Source organism: Caballeronia sp. GAFFF2, from assembly GCF_023631485.1.
GTDB lineage: Bacteria > Pseudomonadota > Gammaproteobacteria > Burkholderiales > Burkholderiaceae > Caballeronia.
The window spans coordinates 223,474-239,385 of the sequence record NZ_JALQDA010000035.1; the positions used below are offsets into that span (position 1 = coordinate 223,474).

The 15,912-nt window shown below is 61.4% G+C and carries 12 protein-coding genes; 2 read left to right on the forward strand and 10 right to left on the reverse strand.

Features of this window, described 5'->3' with window-relative positions; genetic code table 11:
- Nucleotides 1-14 precede the first annotated feature (14 nt).
- On the reverse strand, nucleotides 15-2,210 hold the full coding sequence (locus NCT04_RS27195) for an NHL repeat-containing protein (RefSeq protein WP_502800703.1): 2,196 nt from the start codon (nucleotides 2,208-2,210) through the stop codon (nucleotides 15-17).
- A 281-nt stretch (nucleotides 2,211-2,491) separates the two neighbouring features.
- Between NCT04_RS27195 and gmd the strand changes: the two genes are divergently transcribed.
- Nucleotides 2,492-3,535: a GDP-mannose 4,6-dehydratase gene (gene gmd / locus NCT04_RS27200; RefSeq protein ID WP_250468642.1), complete on the forward strand. Its 1,044-nt coding sequence runs from the start codon at nucleotides 2,492-2,494 to the stop codon at nucleotides 3,533-3,535.
- 6 nt (nucleotides 3,536-3,541) lie between these two features.
- Entirely contained in the window at nucleotides 3,542-4,459 is a 918-nt protein-coding gene (locus NCT04_RS27205) for a GDP-mannose 4,6-dehydratase (RefSeq protein WP_250468644.1), read from the forward strand.
- 63 nt (nucleotides 4,460-4,522) lie between these two features.
- Here the strand turns inward: NCT04_RS27205 and NCT04_RS27210 are convergent, their stop codons facing one another.
- Genes NCT04_RS27210 through NCT04_RS27250 form a run of 9 tightly spaced genes read right to left on the reverse strand, consistent with a single transcriptional unit; the run spans nucleotide 4,523 to nucleotide 15,858 of the window.
- Nucleotides 4,523-5,689, reverse strand: a complete 1,167-nt coding sequence (locus tag NCT04_RS27210; RefSeq protein WP_250468645.1) for a glycosyltransferase family 4 protein — start codon at nucleotides 5,687-5,689, stop codon at nucleotides 4,523-4,525.
- Nucleotides 5,690-5,749: 60 nt separating this feature from the next.
- Complete coding sequence (locus tag NCT04_RS27215) at nucleotides 5,750-6,928, reverse strand: glycosyltransferase family 4 protein (RefSeq protein ID WP_250468647.1); 1,179 nt, start codon at nucleotides 6,926-6,928, stop codon at nucleotides 5,750-5,752.
- Nucleotides 6,925-8,439: a glucose-6-phosphate isomerase gene (locus NCT04_RS27220; protein WP_250468648.1), complete on the reverse strand. Its 1,515-nt coding sequence runs from the start codon at nucleotides 8,437-8,439 to the stop codon at nucleotides 6,925-6,927. The genes NCT04_RS27215 and NCT04_RS27220 overlap by 4 nt, the downstream gene beginning before the upstream one ends.
- Before the next feature lie 4 nt (nucleotides 8,440-8,443).
- Nucleotides 8,444-9,571 carry a glycosyltransferase gene (locus NCT04_RS27225; RefSeq protein WP_250468650.1) on the reverse strand — a complete coding sequence of 376 codons (1,128 nt, stop codon included), beginning with the start codon at nucleotides 9,569-9,571 and terminating at the stop codon, nucleotides 8,444-8,446.
- Nucleotides 9,568-10,539 (reverse strand): glycosyltransferase family 2 protein, encoded by a 972-nt coding sequence (locus NCT04_RS27230; RefSeq protein ID WP_250469494.1) that lies wholly within the window; start codon nucleotides 10,537-10,539, stop codon nucleotides 9,568-9,570. Before NCT04_RS27230 ends, NCT04_RS27225 begins: the two co-directional genes overlap by 4 nt.
- Nucleotides 10,540-10,568: 29 nt before the next feature.
- Nucleotides 10,569-12,800 (reverse strand): polysaccharide biosynthesis tyrosine autokinase, encoded by a 2,232-nt coding sequence (locus tag NCT04_RS27235; RefSeq protein WP_404989410.1) that lies wholly within the window; start codon nucleotides 12,798-12,800, stop codon nucleotides 10,569-10,571.
- A gap of 32 nt (nucleotides 12,801-12,832) precedes the next feature.
- The gene (locus NCT04_RS27240; RefSeq protein WP_502799817.1) at nucleotides 12,833-14,029 is read right to left on the reverse strand and encodes a polysaccharide biosynthesis/export family protein; all 1,197 of its coding nucleotides are present in this window, start codon (nucleotides 14,027-14,029) and stop codon (nucleotides 12,833-12,835) included.
- Entirely contained in the window at nucleotides 14,008-14,451 is a 444-nt protein-coding gene (locus NCT04_RS27245; protein WP_250468652.1) for a low molecular weight protein-tyrosine-phosphatase, read from the reverse strand. Before NCT04_RS27245 ends, NCT04_RS27240 begins: the two co-directional genes overlap by 22 nt.
- Before the next feature lie 9 nt (nucleotides 14,452-14,460).
- Nucleotides 14,461-15,858, reverse strand: coding sequence for a UDP-glucose dehydrogenase family protein (locus tag NCT04_RS27250; RefSeq protein WP_250468654.1), 1,398 nt, complete (start codon nucleotides 15,856-15,858; stop codon nucleotides 14,461-14,463).
- Nucleotides 15,859-15,912: the final 54 nt, after the last annotated feature.

The window sequence follows — 15,912 nt, forward strand, 5'->3', positions numbered from 1 at the left end:
GGTTCCTCGCGACTTCATGTGCCGGGTTTCCAGCGGTACATCATCACCTTGCCTCGTGCGTCTTCCTCGACGAACACCAGGTACTCGCCATCGCCGCGCTTATAGGCGCTCACGCCATTGGGTACGTCCACCCAGCCCGACGCATGACCGACTTCCGCCCCCGGCTTGATTACGCCTACCTCTTTGCCGGAGTCCTTGTCGAACACGTGCACGTCGCCAACAGGCTCGACCGCGAACACGTATTGCCCTTCGACGGTCACACCAATCACGGTCGATAGCGGCTTCTTCTGCGTATCCCACGGCAAGTCGATTGCATAGCGTTGATGCGGGCCGTCGGACCAGTGGTCGTAGCGCACGAGGCGCTTGCCGACCTCTTTCCAATAGCGCTTGTCGTAAGGCGCGTCCGCTGTATAACCGGTGACATAGAGCGTGTCGCTTGCCGCGTCGTAGATCGCGCGGCGCAATTCGGTGAACGGCGCGGGAACGGGGTACGTCTCGATGTTTTCGTAGTCGTAGACAGGATTGCCTTGCTTGTCGAGGCCGCCATAGCGCAGGCGATAAATGCCCTTCACGTCGCTCGTGCGCCAGATGTCGCCTTTGATATCGACCCACCAGCCCCAGCCGCCCGTCATGCGCGCAGTGCCCGGATTGCGCTTGAATTCGCTTTCGTCGAAGCGGCCGTTGCCATTGCTATCGCGCCAAATCCACTCGCCGCCTTCGGGGCGGTTCGGCACGTTCTGCACGGGGCGTGGTCTTCCCGCGATAAAGCCCGATGGAATCGCCAGCTCGCCGTCATGCTTCGCATCGAAGCGATAGATCTTCATGTGATCCGCATACATGTCGGTCAGATACAGGAACGTGCGGCCATCGAGTTTTCTTGCGATAGGCATGCCCGGCCATTGATCGACGTGGAACACCGGATCGTCGGGATACTTGAAGCGGCCCGACAGAAAGCCCGCGTATTTCCAGTCCTGTCCCGCAGGCTTTGACAGATCCAGCTCGAACCGCTTGTTGCCGGTAAAGACGCTATTGGGGCGGCCCGGATCGATCCACGCGCCATCGACGAAAAGAAGCCCTTGCGTCTGCCAACGCAACGCGCCATTGGCGGCATAGCTTTCCAGCGTCGCGCCAAGACCGGCGCCCGTCGAACCTGTGCGTGGCCCTATTCCGTTCGTCGATACATAGACGTTGCCAGCGGCATCGACACCCACGCCTGTCAGGCCATTGAAGCGACGCGGGCCCGGCGTTCCCGCAACGCCGGAGAAGATGCCGCCGCGCTCGCCCAACGCGCCAGCTTCGAGATAAGCATTCGCCTTGCGCAAAAAGAACAACACTTGCTGACGCGGCCCGTTATCGGCTAAAAGCAGACGCCCTTCTCTGTCGATGGCGATATCCACCGCGCTGCTATCGGCATTCAAGCGCGGCGCATCGTCCAATACCGCGCCCGATGCGGCGTAATGCGCGATGCGCGGATGATCGCCATTGCTCTCCACGATCGCCCATAAGGAACCATCCGCCGACAGCGCGATTTTCCCCGGCTGCGGCGCGCTCCATTGCGCTTCTTTTTGCATCGACTGCGCGTCATAGACTTCGATGCGATTCAGCGCCGTGTTCGCCACATAAAGCCTTGTTTCGCTTGCAGCAAGACCGCTTACGTCCTGTCGTGCGTCGTTCGACTCGTTGATCGTGAGGAAGCTGCGCGCCAGCGTGGCGCGCAGGTCCTTTTCGTCCAATGCACTCGCACCGAAAGGCACGGGACGCTTGACGTCGTTGATATCGCGACGCGATACGCCCCACCACTGCTTGCCCGCAGGCGGCCACACGCCTTGCTTGACGAGCCGGCCTCGTTCGTTACCTACGCCGACGGCGACAAATACATAGCGCGAATTCACTGCGACGGCATTGCCGCCGGAAGCGCCCCATCCATGCGTGCCGCCGGCGTAACTCGACATGCGGCCATCGCGATACACGCTCGCTTCCGCGCCGCTTTCGTCCCACGGCGCATTGGTGAACACGCGGCCATCGGGCGCAACGGCAATCGCCGTGATGTTGATCTGCGTCCATGTGCCGTCGCCAAAGCCCGACGTATTGCCTATCCACGATGTCTTTGCATCGAGCACGGGCGGCGTCGCGAATGCGCCAGCCGCCACGCACGCGAGCGGCAAACAGATCAGCCTGCAAACGGAAGTGAAGAACGAATTACGCTGCAACGGGGCCTCCGATAAAACTGCGTGCACGCCGGGTGCGCTCGATGCATCGGGACGTCGTCTGGTCGCATCAACGAGAAGAGTCGCGGTCCGACGCTTTGCAGGTTAGAGGCCAAATAAAGCTAAAAAAACGAAAAATATTCGTCTGCTAAATGGCATTCGCATGGCTTAAGAAACGTCTTTTCCTAAGCGCCGAATGGCGCGCTCATTAAAAATTGCTAAAGGTTTTTTTCCGATTTCTTTTGCCTAGAATCGCCTCATGACATCACCGACGAGGTAACACCATGGCCACGCAGAACAAGGCGATCATCACCGGAGTATCGGGGCAGGACGGCGCGTATCTTGCCAAGCTGCTGCTCGACAAGGGGTACGAAGTGGTCGGTACGTATCGGCGCACGAGCTCGGTGAATTTCTGGCGTATCGCGGAACTCGGTATAGACCGGCATCCGAAGCTCAAGCTGGTTGAGCACGATCTGACCGATCTCGGTTCGAACCTGCGTCTGCTCGAATCCGCCGAAGCAAGCGAGCTCTATAACCTCGCGGCGCAAAGCTTCGTGGGCGTCTCCTTCGATCAGCCTGCGACGACCGCGGGCGTCACGGGCTTAGGCGCACTCAATCTGCTCGAAGCCGTGCGCGTGATCGATCCGACTATCCGCTATTACCAGGCATCGACATCGGAGATGTTCGGCAAGGTGCAGGCGATTCCGCAATCGGAGGAGACGCCCTTTTATCCGCGTAGCCCATATGGTGTGGCCAAGCTGTTCGCTCATTGGACGACGATCAATTATCGCGAGTCGTACAACATCTTCGGATGCAGCGGCATCTTGTTCAATCACGAATCGCCGTTGCGTGGCCGTGAATTCGTCACGCGCAAGATCACGGATACGGTTGCAAAAATAAAGCTCGGCAAGGAAGAGTTGCTCGAGCTTGGCAATCTCGACGCAAAGCGCGACTGGGGCTTTGCCGCCGAATACGTGGAAGGCATGTGGCGCATGCTGCAGGCGAGCGAGCCCGATACTTATGTGCTCGCCACCAATCGCACGGAGACGGTACGCGACTTCGTGCGCATGGCATTTGCCGCAGCGGGTTATCAACTTGAATGGGCCGGTAAAGGCGAGCGCGAACGCGGTATCGACATATCGACGGGACGTACGCTGGTGCGCGTGAACCCGAAGTTCTATCGTCCGGCGGAAGTGGATTTGTTGATTGGCAGCGCGGACAAGGCACGCGAAAAGCTGGGCTGGCATCCCACGACCACGCTCGAAGCGCTCTGCCAGATGATGGTGGAAGCGGACCTGAAGCGTAACGAATTGCAGCCTACCTTCTGAACGCCCATGCCTCGTCGCGCACTCATAACCGGGCTCTCCGGCTTCACGGGCCGCCACATGGCGGCGCATTTGATGAACGCAGGCTACGACGTCTGGGGCACCACGTCCGCTTCGCCGGAAGCCGATGTCCCCAATGTCGTCGGCCTGCCCGTCGATCTGCTCGACGCTGACGCCCTCAAGTCATTCGTCGCCGATGCGCGGCCCGATGTCGTCGTGCACCTGGCGGGCGCGGCGCATGTCACGGGCAACACGCCGAGCACGACTTATCTCGTGAATATCGTCGGCACGCGTAACCTGCTTGCCGCGCTCGCCACGCTCGACCGCAAGCCGCGCGCGGTCTTGCTTGCAAGCACGGCCAATGTGTACGGCAACGCAGCGGTGGAAGTGATCGATGAAGATGTCGATATCAAGCCCGCCAACGACTATGCGGTCAGCAAGCTCGCGATGGAACAGGCATCGCGGCTATGGATGGACCGGTTGCCGATCTTCTTCGTGCGGCCGTTCAACTATACAGGCGTGGGACAAAGCGAAGACTATGTGTTGCCGAAGATCGTCGGGCACTACGCACGGCATGAAGCGCGCATCTCGCTCGGCAATCTGAATGTGTCGCGCGACTTCTCCGATGTACGGGACGTGGTGGCCGCCTATGCGAAATTGCTCGAAGCGGCGCCCGCAGGTGAGACGTTCAACATCTGCTCCGGGCGTAGTCATTCGCTTGGCGAGGTGCTTGAAATGCTTGCGCGCATAGCCGGCTACAAGATCGATGTATTCGTCGATCCGCGTTTCTTGAGACGCAATGAGATCGCGCGGCTCGTCGGGTCCAATCGCAAGTTGCGGCGGGTGATCGGGCAAGTGCCGGCTACACCGATCGATCGCACGTTGGAGTGGATGTACGAGTATATGAGCGCGCGAGTAGCGGTCTGATTTGCGCTTGAGCGTCGATTAAAAGCGCTTCGGCGGTTATCCGCGGAAGCGCTTTATCGTTTTTCAATGCACCGGTCCCGCTTCAATCGCTTCCTCATAAACCGCAGCCACGCGCCGCGCAATCACGCCGCGATCGAAATGTTCCCACGCGTAACGCCTGCAATCCGCCTCGTTCGGGAGATCGAGCGATCCATCGAACGCGGCAATCAGTCCATCGGCGATAGCATCCGCGCCGGTCGATGCCAGCACGAGGTCCTCGGATAGTCCACGTACCGCTTCTGGCAAGCCACCAACCGGCGTAACCAGCACCGGCGTTCCCGAAGCCAGGGATTCCACGGTAATCAAGCCAAAGCCTTCCAGCGCGACTGTCGGCACGATACTCACATCGGCGGAACGATAAAGCGCGGCGAGCTGCTCATCGGGCACGAAGCCGAGCAGGCGCACGTTATCCTGCAAGCCCGCTGCATCGATACGCTGCTGCAACTCGTCCGCAAGCCGGCCTTTGCCCGCGATCAGCAGTAGCACATCGGGGATCTTCGCTTTCACGCGCGTCATCGCGTCGATCAGCGATTCGAGTCCCATGCGCCGCACGAGCCGCCGCACCGCGAGCACGATCGGTCTTCCCACTGGCAATTGCAGACGCCTGCGCGCTTCGGTGCGCGTCATCTTCAGGTCGAATTGCGCAACGTCCACGCAGCCCGGCACCACGCGAATGCGCTCTTCCGGCACGCCATAGCGCGTGCTCAAAATCTGCCCGAACGCTTCCGACAATACGATCAGCCGCGAGGAACGCGCATACACGCGCCGCTCCAGCATGAATTTCGCGCGCTGCCCGAACGAGTCTGCGCCTTCCACATGACTCTCATCCGCCCAAGGCCCCTGAAAATGCGATACCTGCGCGATGCCGCGCGTCACATCGAGACCAGGAAACGTATAAAGCGCGAAGTGCGAGGAGACGACATCGGGACGCTCACTCTTCAAGGTATCGCGCAATGCGTTGCGTGCATTCATCAGGCGTCGCGGCAACGACTGCGCGGCGGGACCGAAGCCGCGAATCGCGCCGCCCGTATCGACAGCCACGCGAGGCGAGCCCGCGACCACGCCGCGCACTTCGACGCCCGCCGCAGGCAGCGCACCGACCAGCGTGTAATACATGCGATCGAGTCCGCCCGCGCGCTCGGGGAACCAATGCATACCGATTTGCAGGGACTTGATAGTGTGCGTGCTCATGTGTGGGTCCAAGGTCGGGTTAGTCTCGGGATAAGCTCGGGATAATCTCGGGTTGAGCGGTCAGACGCCTGTTTGCGCGGAGGTTGCAGCAAGCGGGGCGGGTGAACGCTCACGCTGCGCGAAGCTGCGATAAAGGTCAAGATAACGACGCGCCATGCGCGCCCAGTTGAAATTGGTCGCGAGTTGCGTCGCCGCTTCGCCCATTTCGGCGCGACGTGCGGGCGAATGCGCCAACGTATCGATGGCGCGTGCGAGTGCCAGTTCATCGTCGGGATCGTCGAGCACGATGCCGCACGTGTCGCCTATGATCTCCGCGCCTCCAGCCGTTTGCGCCGTCACCACGGGAAGACCCGCTGCAAGCGCTTCGAGCAGCGAAAGACTCATGGCTTCGTAACGCGAGGGAAACACGAAGACATCGACGGAATGCATCAAGGTCGGCATGTCCTTGACGAGCCCGAGAAAATGCACGCGGTCCGCAATGCCGAGAATGCGCGCCTGCTCCGGATAAGGACTGCCCGGCAGATAACCCGCCACGACGAGCTGCACGCTACGCGGCAGACCCACCAGCGCTTGCAGCACCGTTTGAAGGTTTTTGCGCGGCGTGCGCAAGTCGCCGACGAAGAGCAACAGGCATGCGTCATCGGGGAGACTGAACATCGCGCGGTTCTTGCTCGCATGCGAGAAAGCGGCCGTGTCCACGCCGTTATAAACCACTTCGACACGATTTCGCTCTATACCGCCCGCGCGTATCTCCTCGGCCACTTTCTCCGATACCGCCGCGATCACACGCGAGCGTCGATAAGCCCATCCTTCGAGCCACGCATTCATGCGGCTATAGATCACCTGATACGCCGACCAGACACCTCCGCTCAAGCGAAACGGATAATACGGGCTACGCGTCCAGCCGCCATGCACGAAGTGCGCGGTGTTCACGTCGGCCTTCGCCCACGTGATGAAGCCATTCACGTGCAGGACATCGTATTCATCGCGATGCGTGCGCAACCACCAGGCGCTTTTGATGGCGAAGACCTGTTGCTTGAGCAGCCGCGTCGGCCAGTAGCGGCCTGCTGTCACGCGCACCCAGCGCAATCGCGGGTTTTGCAGCAGTTCGGGCGCGACATGCGACGCAATCAGCGTCACGTCATGCCCTTCCGTGAGCGCCGCGCGTGCAATCTCGTAGTTGACGCGCCCCTGGCCGTCGTTATGACGCACGACGTGCGTGACGATCGCGATCTTCATCGGCTTGACCTCGTGATGGACGGAGAAAACGTGGCGCGCCGGCGCGTGAGCTTGGCATGATGGCGCGCGGCGATGATCGAAAAGAGGCTCATGAACAGCAACGATCCGCCCGTGCTGACGAAGGTGTTCGCGAACACGAGAATGCCGACCATCGAAAATGAAAGACTCAGGCACGCTTGCGCGAACTTGTCGTCGCGCAGGGAAAATGCAGCGCGTAACGCACGCACGAGCAAGAGGCCCACGCCCGCGACATACATCAATCCGCCGGGCCAGCCGAGCACGAACGGCACGTTCATGAGGCCGCTATCGAAGCTGCCGTATTTGCCAAGATCACCGTTTGCGCTCGCGAGTTTCGTCGAGGTTCCGGTAGCGCCAAAACCTTCGCCGGTGACATCGGTGAAGGCGGTGACCATGAAGTTCGCATAGAACTCGTTGCGTGCCGCGTAGCTGCTGTCGTCGCTCAGGTTGGTCATGGTCTGCAGACGCGTGCCCAGACGGTCGGCAATCGGCCCGACGGTCATCAAAGGGATCGAGATTCCGACGAGCACGATAGCGCCAAGCAGTATCCGCAAGCGCACGCGGTTGCTTGCCTTGATGAGCTGCAACACCATCGAGATGATCCATCCGCCCCACGCCGAGCGCACGAGCGAAAGACCGAACGATACGAAGCCGAGACCGCCAGCAATCCATTTGATGCGCTGCGTGCCCGCCATCACGAAGGTCAGCGCGGCCATGACCACGAGCGCAAATGGCCCTGACGAGTTCATCGTGCTGAATACACGCACGCCGAGCGGCACCGGCTCGCCTTGCGAGTTCATCTGCGAGCCGATCATCCACATGGCGTCCCACGGCGGCATGACGAAGAATTGCACGATGCCGTATGCGCCCATGATGAAGAGGCCCCACACGAACGTATCGAGCATGACCTTGCGATACTTCGGATACTCGTGCGCATTCACGAGAATGTGAAAGCCGATCAGCACCGGATAAAGCCAGTTCGCGAGGTCGTAAGTCGCGGCCATCGGCCCGCTCGCGGCCACGCCGATGAGATACGCATACGCAATACCGAGCAGCATCAGCAGCACCGGCAGGCCGCGCCGTTGCGCAAGCACGCGATATTGCCGCAAGAGCGTGATGCCGCAGATCATCGTGACGACGAGTGGCGCAATCTGAATGAGACTAGTCGGCGTGAAGCCGCCCTTGCCCCAGTCCGCGAGACGCCGCACTTCGGGGCTCAGAAACCAGACCCACCACATGAAGCCCACATAACGCGCAGGGCTCTTGAAATAGAGCCATAGCGCTGCAAGCGTGGCCATCAACGGGAAGGCGAGCGTGAGCACGGTGCCTTGCTTGGCGAGCACGAGCAGCGTCGTCAAGCCCCAGACGATGGCTTGCGCGGTCCACTCCGGTGCACCCTTGCGCGTGTGCGTCGAGTCCTCGCCGACCTTGCCGATGCGACCGGCGAGATCGCGTGGGGCGCGTGGGGAATGAGGAAGCGTGGGTGCGGTCATCGCATCAACTCGTGCGGTGCGTCGGTTGTGAACGCGTATGCATGTTGCGTCCGAACGAAGGACGCAGCGCCTCGCGCGTAATCCTCACGTGCTGCAGCGCGAATTCCCGCGTGGTGTAGTCCTGCTCGATGAAATGCCGCAGCGCCGCTTGTGCGCGATGAAGCGCAAGCGCCGGGTTCGAGCGCATTTCATCGAGCGCGCGGCGCATGGCGGCGGAATCGTGCGCGGGCACATAGGCGACATGTCCTGCGCCGAAGTAGTCGCGCAGGCCACCGACATCGGTGACGATCACGGGCTTGCCAAGCGCGATGGCTTCGAGCAGCACTGTCAACCCCGAGGCATGCGTATTCGCGCGCAATGGCACGACGATCACGTCGGCCCAATCGTAGACCTCGCGCGCGGCCTTGAGACCGATTGCAGGCGCCACATGAACATTCGATGCGCGCAAGGCCGCCGGCACCCGGCGACGCGTTGCAATTCGCACTTCATAGCGCGCGTCGTTGCGAAACGCGGCGGCAAGCGTCGGCCAGTCGCGGTCACGGTCATTGCCAATTGCGCCGATGCGCACCGGCGCGTGCGGCGTCCATTCGCGCGGCGCTTGCACCGTGAAGTCCTGCATGTTCAAACCATAGAAGACTTGGGTCGCTTCACGGTCGAAGTATTCGCGCACCAGCGCTGCATTCACGCTGGAATGCGTGGTGAGAATATCGGCCCGGTCGATCAGCTTGCGATACACCCAGCGACGTAACGCGCCATAACCCCCCCACTTGTCGAGCAACCAGATCGACTGCGCGAGCAAGAGCGGCGAGCCTGGCGATTCCTTGCGCCGGCCTTTGAGAAGCAGCAACAGCGCGACCGAAAGATGCTCGTGCTCCGTATGCGTCCATACGACATCCGAGGACAAGATGTCATCGCGATTGCGCCACGTATGAATGAAGTCGAACCCTACGATCGCCTTAAGCGCGCGCCGCAAGATGCGCATCGGCTTACCTTCGGCGGCATCGCGTGAATAGGAAAGCACGAACTCCGGCGATTCGGCATGGTGATAGCCGTAGAGGCAGCCGATTTTGTCGCCGGAACGGTAGTGCCGTGGGTCCGCGCCATGAAAGAGATGCACGTGCACGTGAGTCATAGCGTCCTCGCGGCATGAATGGATTGCGTGGCGTCATCGCGCGAATGTCGTGCATCGCGGCGCGCTTCATATGCGCCTCGTCGGACCGCGCGCCAGCGTTGCCATGCGCGCGGCAATCCGAAACGCGCGGCAGCAAGCGCGTGCAGCGCACCCGGATACACGCGCGTACCGATCAACGCATACCAAAGCCACGCGACCTCGCGATCGAACGATGCCAGTTGTTCGCTCAGGATCAGATGGAAGTTGTAGGCCGCGTCCTTTAATGCGTTGAGCGTTTGCGCGTCGCGGCGATCATCGTCGAAACGTTCTGCCGGGAAGTGATCCACCGCGATCAGCGGGTCGTACATCACATGCCATCCCGCGCGCTCCACGCTCATGCTGAAGGCCATGTCGTTATGCACTTGCGCGCCCGCGCCGCGCAAACGCGTATCGAAGCGCAGCATCGCCACGGCCACGCGCCGATAGCTCATGTTCGCGCCCTTCAGCATGCGTACACGGCGCGCCGCGCCCACGCCGAGATGATGATTGCCGACAATGCGCCCCGTGCGCCGGATCACGCCCACCTCCTCGCGCGACGCATCCAGCACGCGGCCTTTCTCGTGGACCCAGTCGCGTCCGCCGATTGCGCCGAGCCGCGTATCGCGCGCGAATGCCGTGACGATGCGCGCGGTCCAGTCGGGGCGCGGCGCCGCATCGTCGTCCGTGATGGCGATGATGTCGCCCTGCGCGGCCTCCAGCCCGCGATTGAGTGCGGCGACCTGGCCACCCGCGCCGGTATCGATCACGCGCAACGTAAAGCCGTTCGCGCTTTTCATCTCGATGGCGAGACGTCGCGCGGTCGCATCGTCTTCCGGACGCGCAATGACCAGCACTTCATCGGGCAGATGCGTCTGCGCGCGCAATGCGGCAAGACAGCGCTTGAGGTCCGCCGGACGCCGATAAGTCGGCACCACCACGGAAACTTTCAGAGTCATGGCTCGTTCCTCTCGAATCGACTTCATGCGCTCAAATATTCTTCCGTGCTCGCGTAATGCGAGCGCCCGTAGCCGCGTGCCCGCAATGGCGTGCCATTGAGAATCGCGCCCTGCACCGCGATGCCCGCCGTGCGCAAACGGCGCGTGGCTTCGCTGATCTCCGCTTCGTTATGTGCGCCGGAGCGCAGCACGAGGAAGTTGGCGCCCGCGAGCTTGCCGACGATCAGCGCATCCGTGACTGCGAGCACCGGCGGCGTATCGACGATGATTGCGTCGTACGCGCGGCTCAGGCCATCGAGATACTGCTGAAGACGCGGCGACATCAATAGCTCCGAAGGATTCTCCGGACGCTTGCCTGCGGCAAGAAACCCGAGCGATGGAATGCGCGTCGTGCGTATCGCTTCTTCGAGCCCGATGTTCCCCGCAAGCAACTCGGCAAGACCCGGCACGCGTTCGCCGTCGAAGGAACGTTCGAGCTTGCCGCGTCGCATGTCGGCGTCGATCAGCAAGACTTTCTTGCCGGTCGCCGCGAGCAGCACGGCAAGATTCACCGCCAGAAAGCTCTTGCCGACGCCTGCTGCTGGCCCCGTGAACATGACGACGCGATTGCGCGATTCCATCAACGCGAATTGAATCGACGTGCGCAGGCTGCGCATGATCTCGACGGTGACATCGTTCGGACGCATGGTCGCGAGGATCGGCGTCTCGCGCAGACGATCGCCACGGTTCTGATAGCGGCGCGCGTCGGTATCGAACTTGATCTGTTCCGCGCTTTGCGGCACGAGGCCGAAGATAGGCAATGCAGCGACACGTTCGAGTCTTTCCGGATCGTCGATGCCCTTGAAGATCGCGCGCCGCGCAAACACGAAACCCGTGCCGAGGATCAAGCCGAGAATCACGGCCGCCGACATGATGAGTACTTTCTTCGGCTTGACGGGATCGCCCGGACGCAGCGCGGCATCCACGATATGCACGTTGCCGCCCGTTCCCGCGCGCTGCACGGACAATTCCTGCACGCGATTGAGCAGCAGCACGTAGATGTCTTCGGCCACTTTTGCATCGCGCTGCAAGGCGACCGCCTTCACTTCGGATTGCGGCAGATCGCGAAAACGCGATGCATAACGTTCGCGTTGCACTTCGAGTTGCGAGAGCTGATCGCGCGCGGTCTGCAATGCGGGATGCGCGTTACCGTAACGCTGCTCGAGCGACGAAATCTGCAAACGTAGCGCGGAAATCTGCGCTTCATAGTTGATGCTGCCTTCGAGATAGACCTTGGCTTCGTCGCTTGCGTTGATGACGCCCGCTTGCCTTTGATACTCGGTCAAAGCCGCTTCCGCGCGCTGAAGATCGGACTTCAGACGCGGCTCTTCGCTGCGCAGGAATTCGAGCATCTTGCTGGCGTCGGCCTGCTTGCTCTCGATATGCTGACGCAGATAAGACTGCGCCAGCGCATTGGCGATTTCCGCCGCCTTGTCCGGATTCTGATTTTCGAGCGATATTTGAATCACGCCGGTCTGCTTGCCTTGCTCCGTCACCGTGATACCCGATTGAAACGCGCCGATGGCGCTCAGGTCGTTCGCGCGCATTACCTTGAACTGCGTGCCGGGGCGCGCCACGAGCTTCGTCACCAGCAGCGTCACGCCATTGCCGCTTGCGCTTGCGCCGGCCCTGCCTTGCAAGAGCGCATGACCGTCCGGATCGACGAGCGAAAAACGTTCATCGCCGAGTGCGGTGAGGATCAGGTCCTTGCCTTCGTAGCGCGGTTCGACATCGACGGAATCGACGTCGATCACCTCGCCGCCCCACGCGTATTTCGTCATGCCGAACCAAGGTTTCGCGGGCTGGCCGGGCGTCGCGAACCGCGCCGCGATGCTGCCGAAAAACGGCATCGTCATGGGCGATACCGCGAAGTTCAGCTTGCATTGATCGACCACCGGCGCGACCACGCCACGGCTCTTGATGATCTCTATTTCCGCATCCGTCGGCAGCGCGCTCGATCCGCTGTTGATGGCCTGACCCGTCTGCGTCTGCGTCAGCGCTTGCGACGTGTTGTCGTTGGTCTCGACGCGCACGTGCGCGTCGGCGGAGTAGATGGGCCGCGCGAGATAGCAGTACACGGCCGCCGCCGCGATGACGAAAGCAGCGACGCCGATCAGCCACCAGATATCGTCGATCACGGCCTGGATCAGATTGCCGAGGACCACGTCCTCTTCATCCGGCTTTTGCAAATAAGGATGAGCTTGCATATCCACGATTCGACTCCCGCCACGGGTAATGGTTGAAACGCTCAGCGCGTCAGTTGCTTCAGGTAGAAGATCGTCTGCAGCGTCGGCAGCACCTGATTGATCAGGCGATTGAACTGCACCGCGCCGGCCGTTCCGACATAGACCACGTCTTGCGGACGAAGCTGAAACTGCGTCGACAGCAAGAGCGAATCCGGTTGCGACATGTCCAGGCGATAGATGTCCGGCTGCGAAGGATTCGCACGCACGCCGCGCACGACATAAATCTGGCGCACGTTGGCGTCGGTATCGAGCACGCCGCCCGCTTGCGTGAGCGCATCCGCAATCGATGCACGGCCGCGCACCATGTTCACCGGCATCGGCGTCTTCACTTCACCCATCACGAAGATGCGGCTGTCGTAGCGGTCCGGGATGTTGAGGATGTCGCCCGATTGCAGCATGACGTTCTGCGAGACATCGCCGCGATCGAGCATGCCGTTTGCATCGAGTACATAGAGCTTGCCGCCGCGCGTGAGGCGCACGCGCTGCAGGTCGGCTTCTGTCGTCGTGCCGCCAGAACGCGTGATGGCATCGACGAGCGTGAGCGGTACATCGCTCACGGCGAGCGGACCCGGCGTCTTCACTTCGCCCGTCACCGCGATCTTTTGACTGCGATAGGCCAGCACGCGCACATCGAGCTGCGGGTTCTTGATATACGGCGAGAGCTTGGCCGCAAGTTCGTCGCGAATCTCGCCGACGGTCTTGCCCGCCACACGCGTCTTGCCGATGAACGGAAAGAAGATGTAGCCGTCCGCGGAGACCGTCTGACCGTATGGGTCGGCCTGTCCCGGCAAAGCCTGCGTATAGGGCTGCGCCAGCGCGCCCGCGACGGTTTGCGTGGTGTTGCCGCCCATCGACAGGGTGCTGCCTTGCGGCGTCGTCAGTTCGGGGTGATCCCAGAGCGTTACGCCTAGAATGTCCTGCGGCGCCACGCGATAAACGTATTGCGATTCGTCGGCGAAGCGCGCGGGCGGCAAGGGTTGCGCGACTTCAGGCGCGGCCATTTCCTCTGCGACGACTTGCGCCGTGATCAGACGCACGGGATAGGTCGCGGTCGGCGTGGGGTCATTGTCCTGCAGACGCGATGTGTTCAGGAAGTTTCCCGGTGTGGCGGCACATCCGGCAATCAAGGCCGACAAAAAGGTCGTCAGCAAAATCGAGTACTTAGACAAGCGCGAAATCAGCATATTTTGTTTAGCCATCCAAGGACCAGACGTTCGATGAGTCCGACACTCTCCCGATAAGCGGCTTCATGGCCGCCATACGGGTCTGTCACCTCCGAGTCTTCCCACTTGCCTAAGAGATGCACCTTGCCGCGCGTCGTGGGCGCGAGTCGTGAAATTGCATCGATCTGTTTGCGCTCGGGCACGAGGATCAATTCGGCTTCGCGCGCCATTTGACGATTGAAGCGGCGCGAGCGATGCCCCGACGAATCCAGCCCGAGTTCGGCGAGCAGACGCTGCATGGTCGGGTCGATGTCGTCGCCTTCATGCGCATAGAGACCCGCCGAACGAAACTCGATCGGACGGCCACCGCGCCGCGCGAGATGCGCACGAAAGAGCGCTTCGGCGGCGGGGCTTCTGCAGATGTTGGCGTGACAGACGATCAATACGCTTCCGAACATGCGCGTGCTCTAGGCCACGCTCGCCGTCACGTCACGTTCGACGTGGCGCACGCCGCGCCCGATCGCGTGATACTCGATGCCCATTTCCTGCAGGGTTTCCGGCTCGTAAAGATTGCGGCCATCGAAGATCACGGGTGTCTTGAGACGCCGCTTGATCGCGTCGAAATCAGGACTCTTGAAGACTTTCCATTCGGTGACGATCACGAGTGCATCCGCGCCGTCGAGCGCTTGCTTGTGATTGTTCGCATACGTGAGACGTCCGAGCGCATCGGGCTTGTCGTGCAGGTCGATGGCAAAGACGCGGCGCGCCTCATCCACGGCGACGGGATCGTAAGCCACGATGGATGCGCCGCGTTCGAGCAACGCAGCGGCCAGCACGCGGCTCGGCGCATCGCGCATGTCGTCGGTATTGGGCTTGAACGCAAGTCCCCAAAGCGCGATGGTGCGTCCCGTGAGATCGTCGCCGAAACGTTCGACGATCTTGCGCGTGAGCGTATCTTTCTGCGCCTCGTTGACGTTCGAGACCGCCTTGAGAATGCTCATCTCATGGCCGAATTCCGTCGCGGTCTGGATCAGCGAACGCACGTCCTTCGGAAAGCACGAACCGCCATAGCCGCAGCCCGCATAGAGAAAGTCATAACCGATACGCGGGTCCGAACCGATGCCGCGCCGCACCGCTTCGATATCGGCGCCCACACGGTCCGCGAAATTCGCGAGCTCGTTCATGAAAGAGATGCGCGTGGCGAGCATTGCGTTGGCCGCATACTTCGTGAATTCCGCCGACTGCACGTCCATGTAGAGCGTGCGTTCGTGATTGCGGTTGAATGGCGCATAGAGGCGCTTCATGCGATCGCGGGCGCGCTCGCCGGGCACGTCGTCGTCGCAACCAATCACGATGCGGTCGGGCCGCGTGAAGTCTTCTATCGCCGCGCCTTCCTTGAGGAACTCGGGGTTCGAGACCACCGAGAACATGTGATCGACGCCGCGTCCGGCCAACTCGGTTTCTATCGCAGCCTTCACGCGTCGAGCGGTGCCAACCGGAACGGTGGATTTATCGACGACGACCTTGAAGCCGTTCATATAGCGGCCGATATCGCGCGCGGCGCCGAGCACGTATTGCAAATCGGCGGAGCCGTCTTCGTCGGATGGCGTACCCACCGCGATAAACAGCATCTCGCCATGTTCGACCGCCTGCTGCACATTCGACGAAAACGAGAGCCGCCCGGCTTCGCGATTGCGATCGATCACTTCCTTGAGTCCCGGCTCGTGGATCGGAATTCCGCCGCTGTTGAGAATGGCGATCTTGCGTCGATCGACGTCGAGACACAGTACTTCATTGCCGATGTCCGCGAGGCATGCGCCGGTTACGAGCCCCACGTAGCCGCTGCCGATGATCGTCAGTTTCATGGTCCTGCTCCAAGTAGTAAAAATATCGTTGCATCGCTAACTACTTTGTCTGCC

Excerpts from the sequence above, each read along its gene's own strand:
- gmd (WP_250468642.1), top strand. The coding sequence starts at position 2,492 with ATGGCCACGCAGAACAAGGCGATCATCACCGGAGTATCGGGGCAGGAC.
- NCT04_RS27205 (WP_250468644.1), top strand. The coding sequence starts at position 3,542 with ATGCCTCGTCGCGCACTCATAACCGGGCTCTCCGGCTTCACGGGCCGC.
- NCT04_RS27210 (WP_250468645.1), bottom strand. The coding sequence starts at position 5,689 with ATGAGCACGCACACTATCAAGTCCCTGCAAATCGGTATGCATTGGTTC.
- NCT04_RS27215 (WP_250468647.1), bottom strand. The coding sequence starts at position 6,928 with ATGAAGATCGCGATCGTCACGCACGTCGTGCGTCATAACGACGGCCAG.
- NCT04_RS27220 (WP_250468648.1), bottom strand. The coding sequence starts at position 8,439 with ATGACCGCACCCACGCTTCCTCATTCCCCACGCGCCCCACGCGATCTC.
- NCT04_RS27225 (WP_250468650.1), bottom strand. The coding sequence starts at position 9,571 with ATGACTCACGTGCACGTGCATCTCTTTCATGGCGCGGACCCACGGCAC.
- NCT04_RS27240 (WP_502799817.1), bottom strand. The coding sequence starts at position 14,029 with ATGGCTAAACAAAATATGCTGATTTCGCGCTTGTCTAAGTACTCGATT.
- NCT04_RS27245 (WP_250468652.1), bottom strand. The coding sequence starts at position 14,451 with ATGTTCGGAAGCGTATTGATCGTCTGTCACGCCAACATCTGCAGAAGC.
- NCT04_RS27250 (WP_250468654.1), bottom strand. The coding sequence starts at position 15,858 with ATGAAACTGACGATCATCGGCAGCGGCTACGTGGGGCTCGTAACCGGC.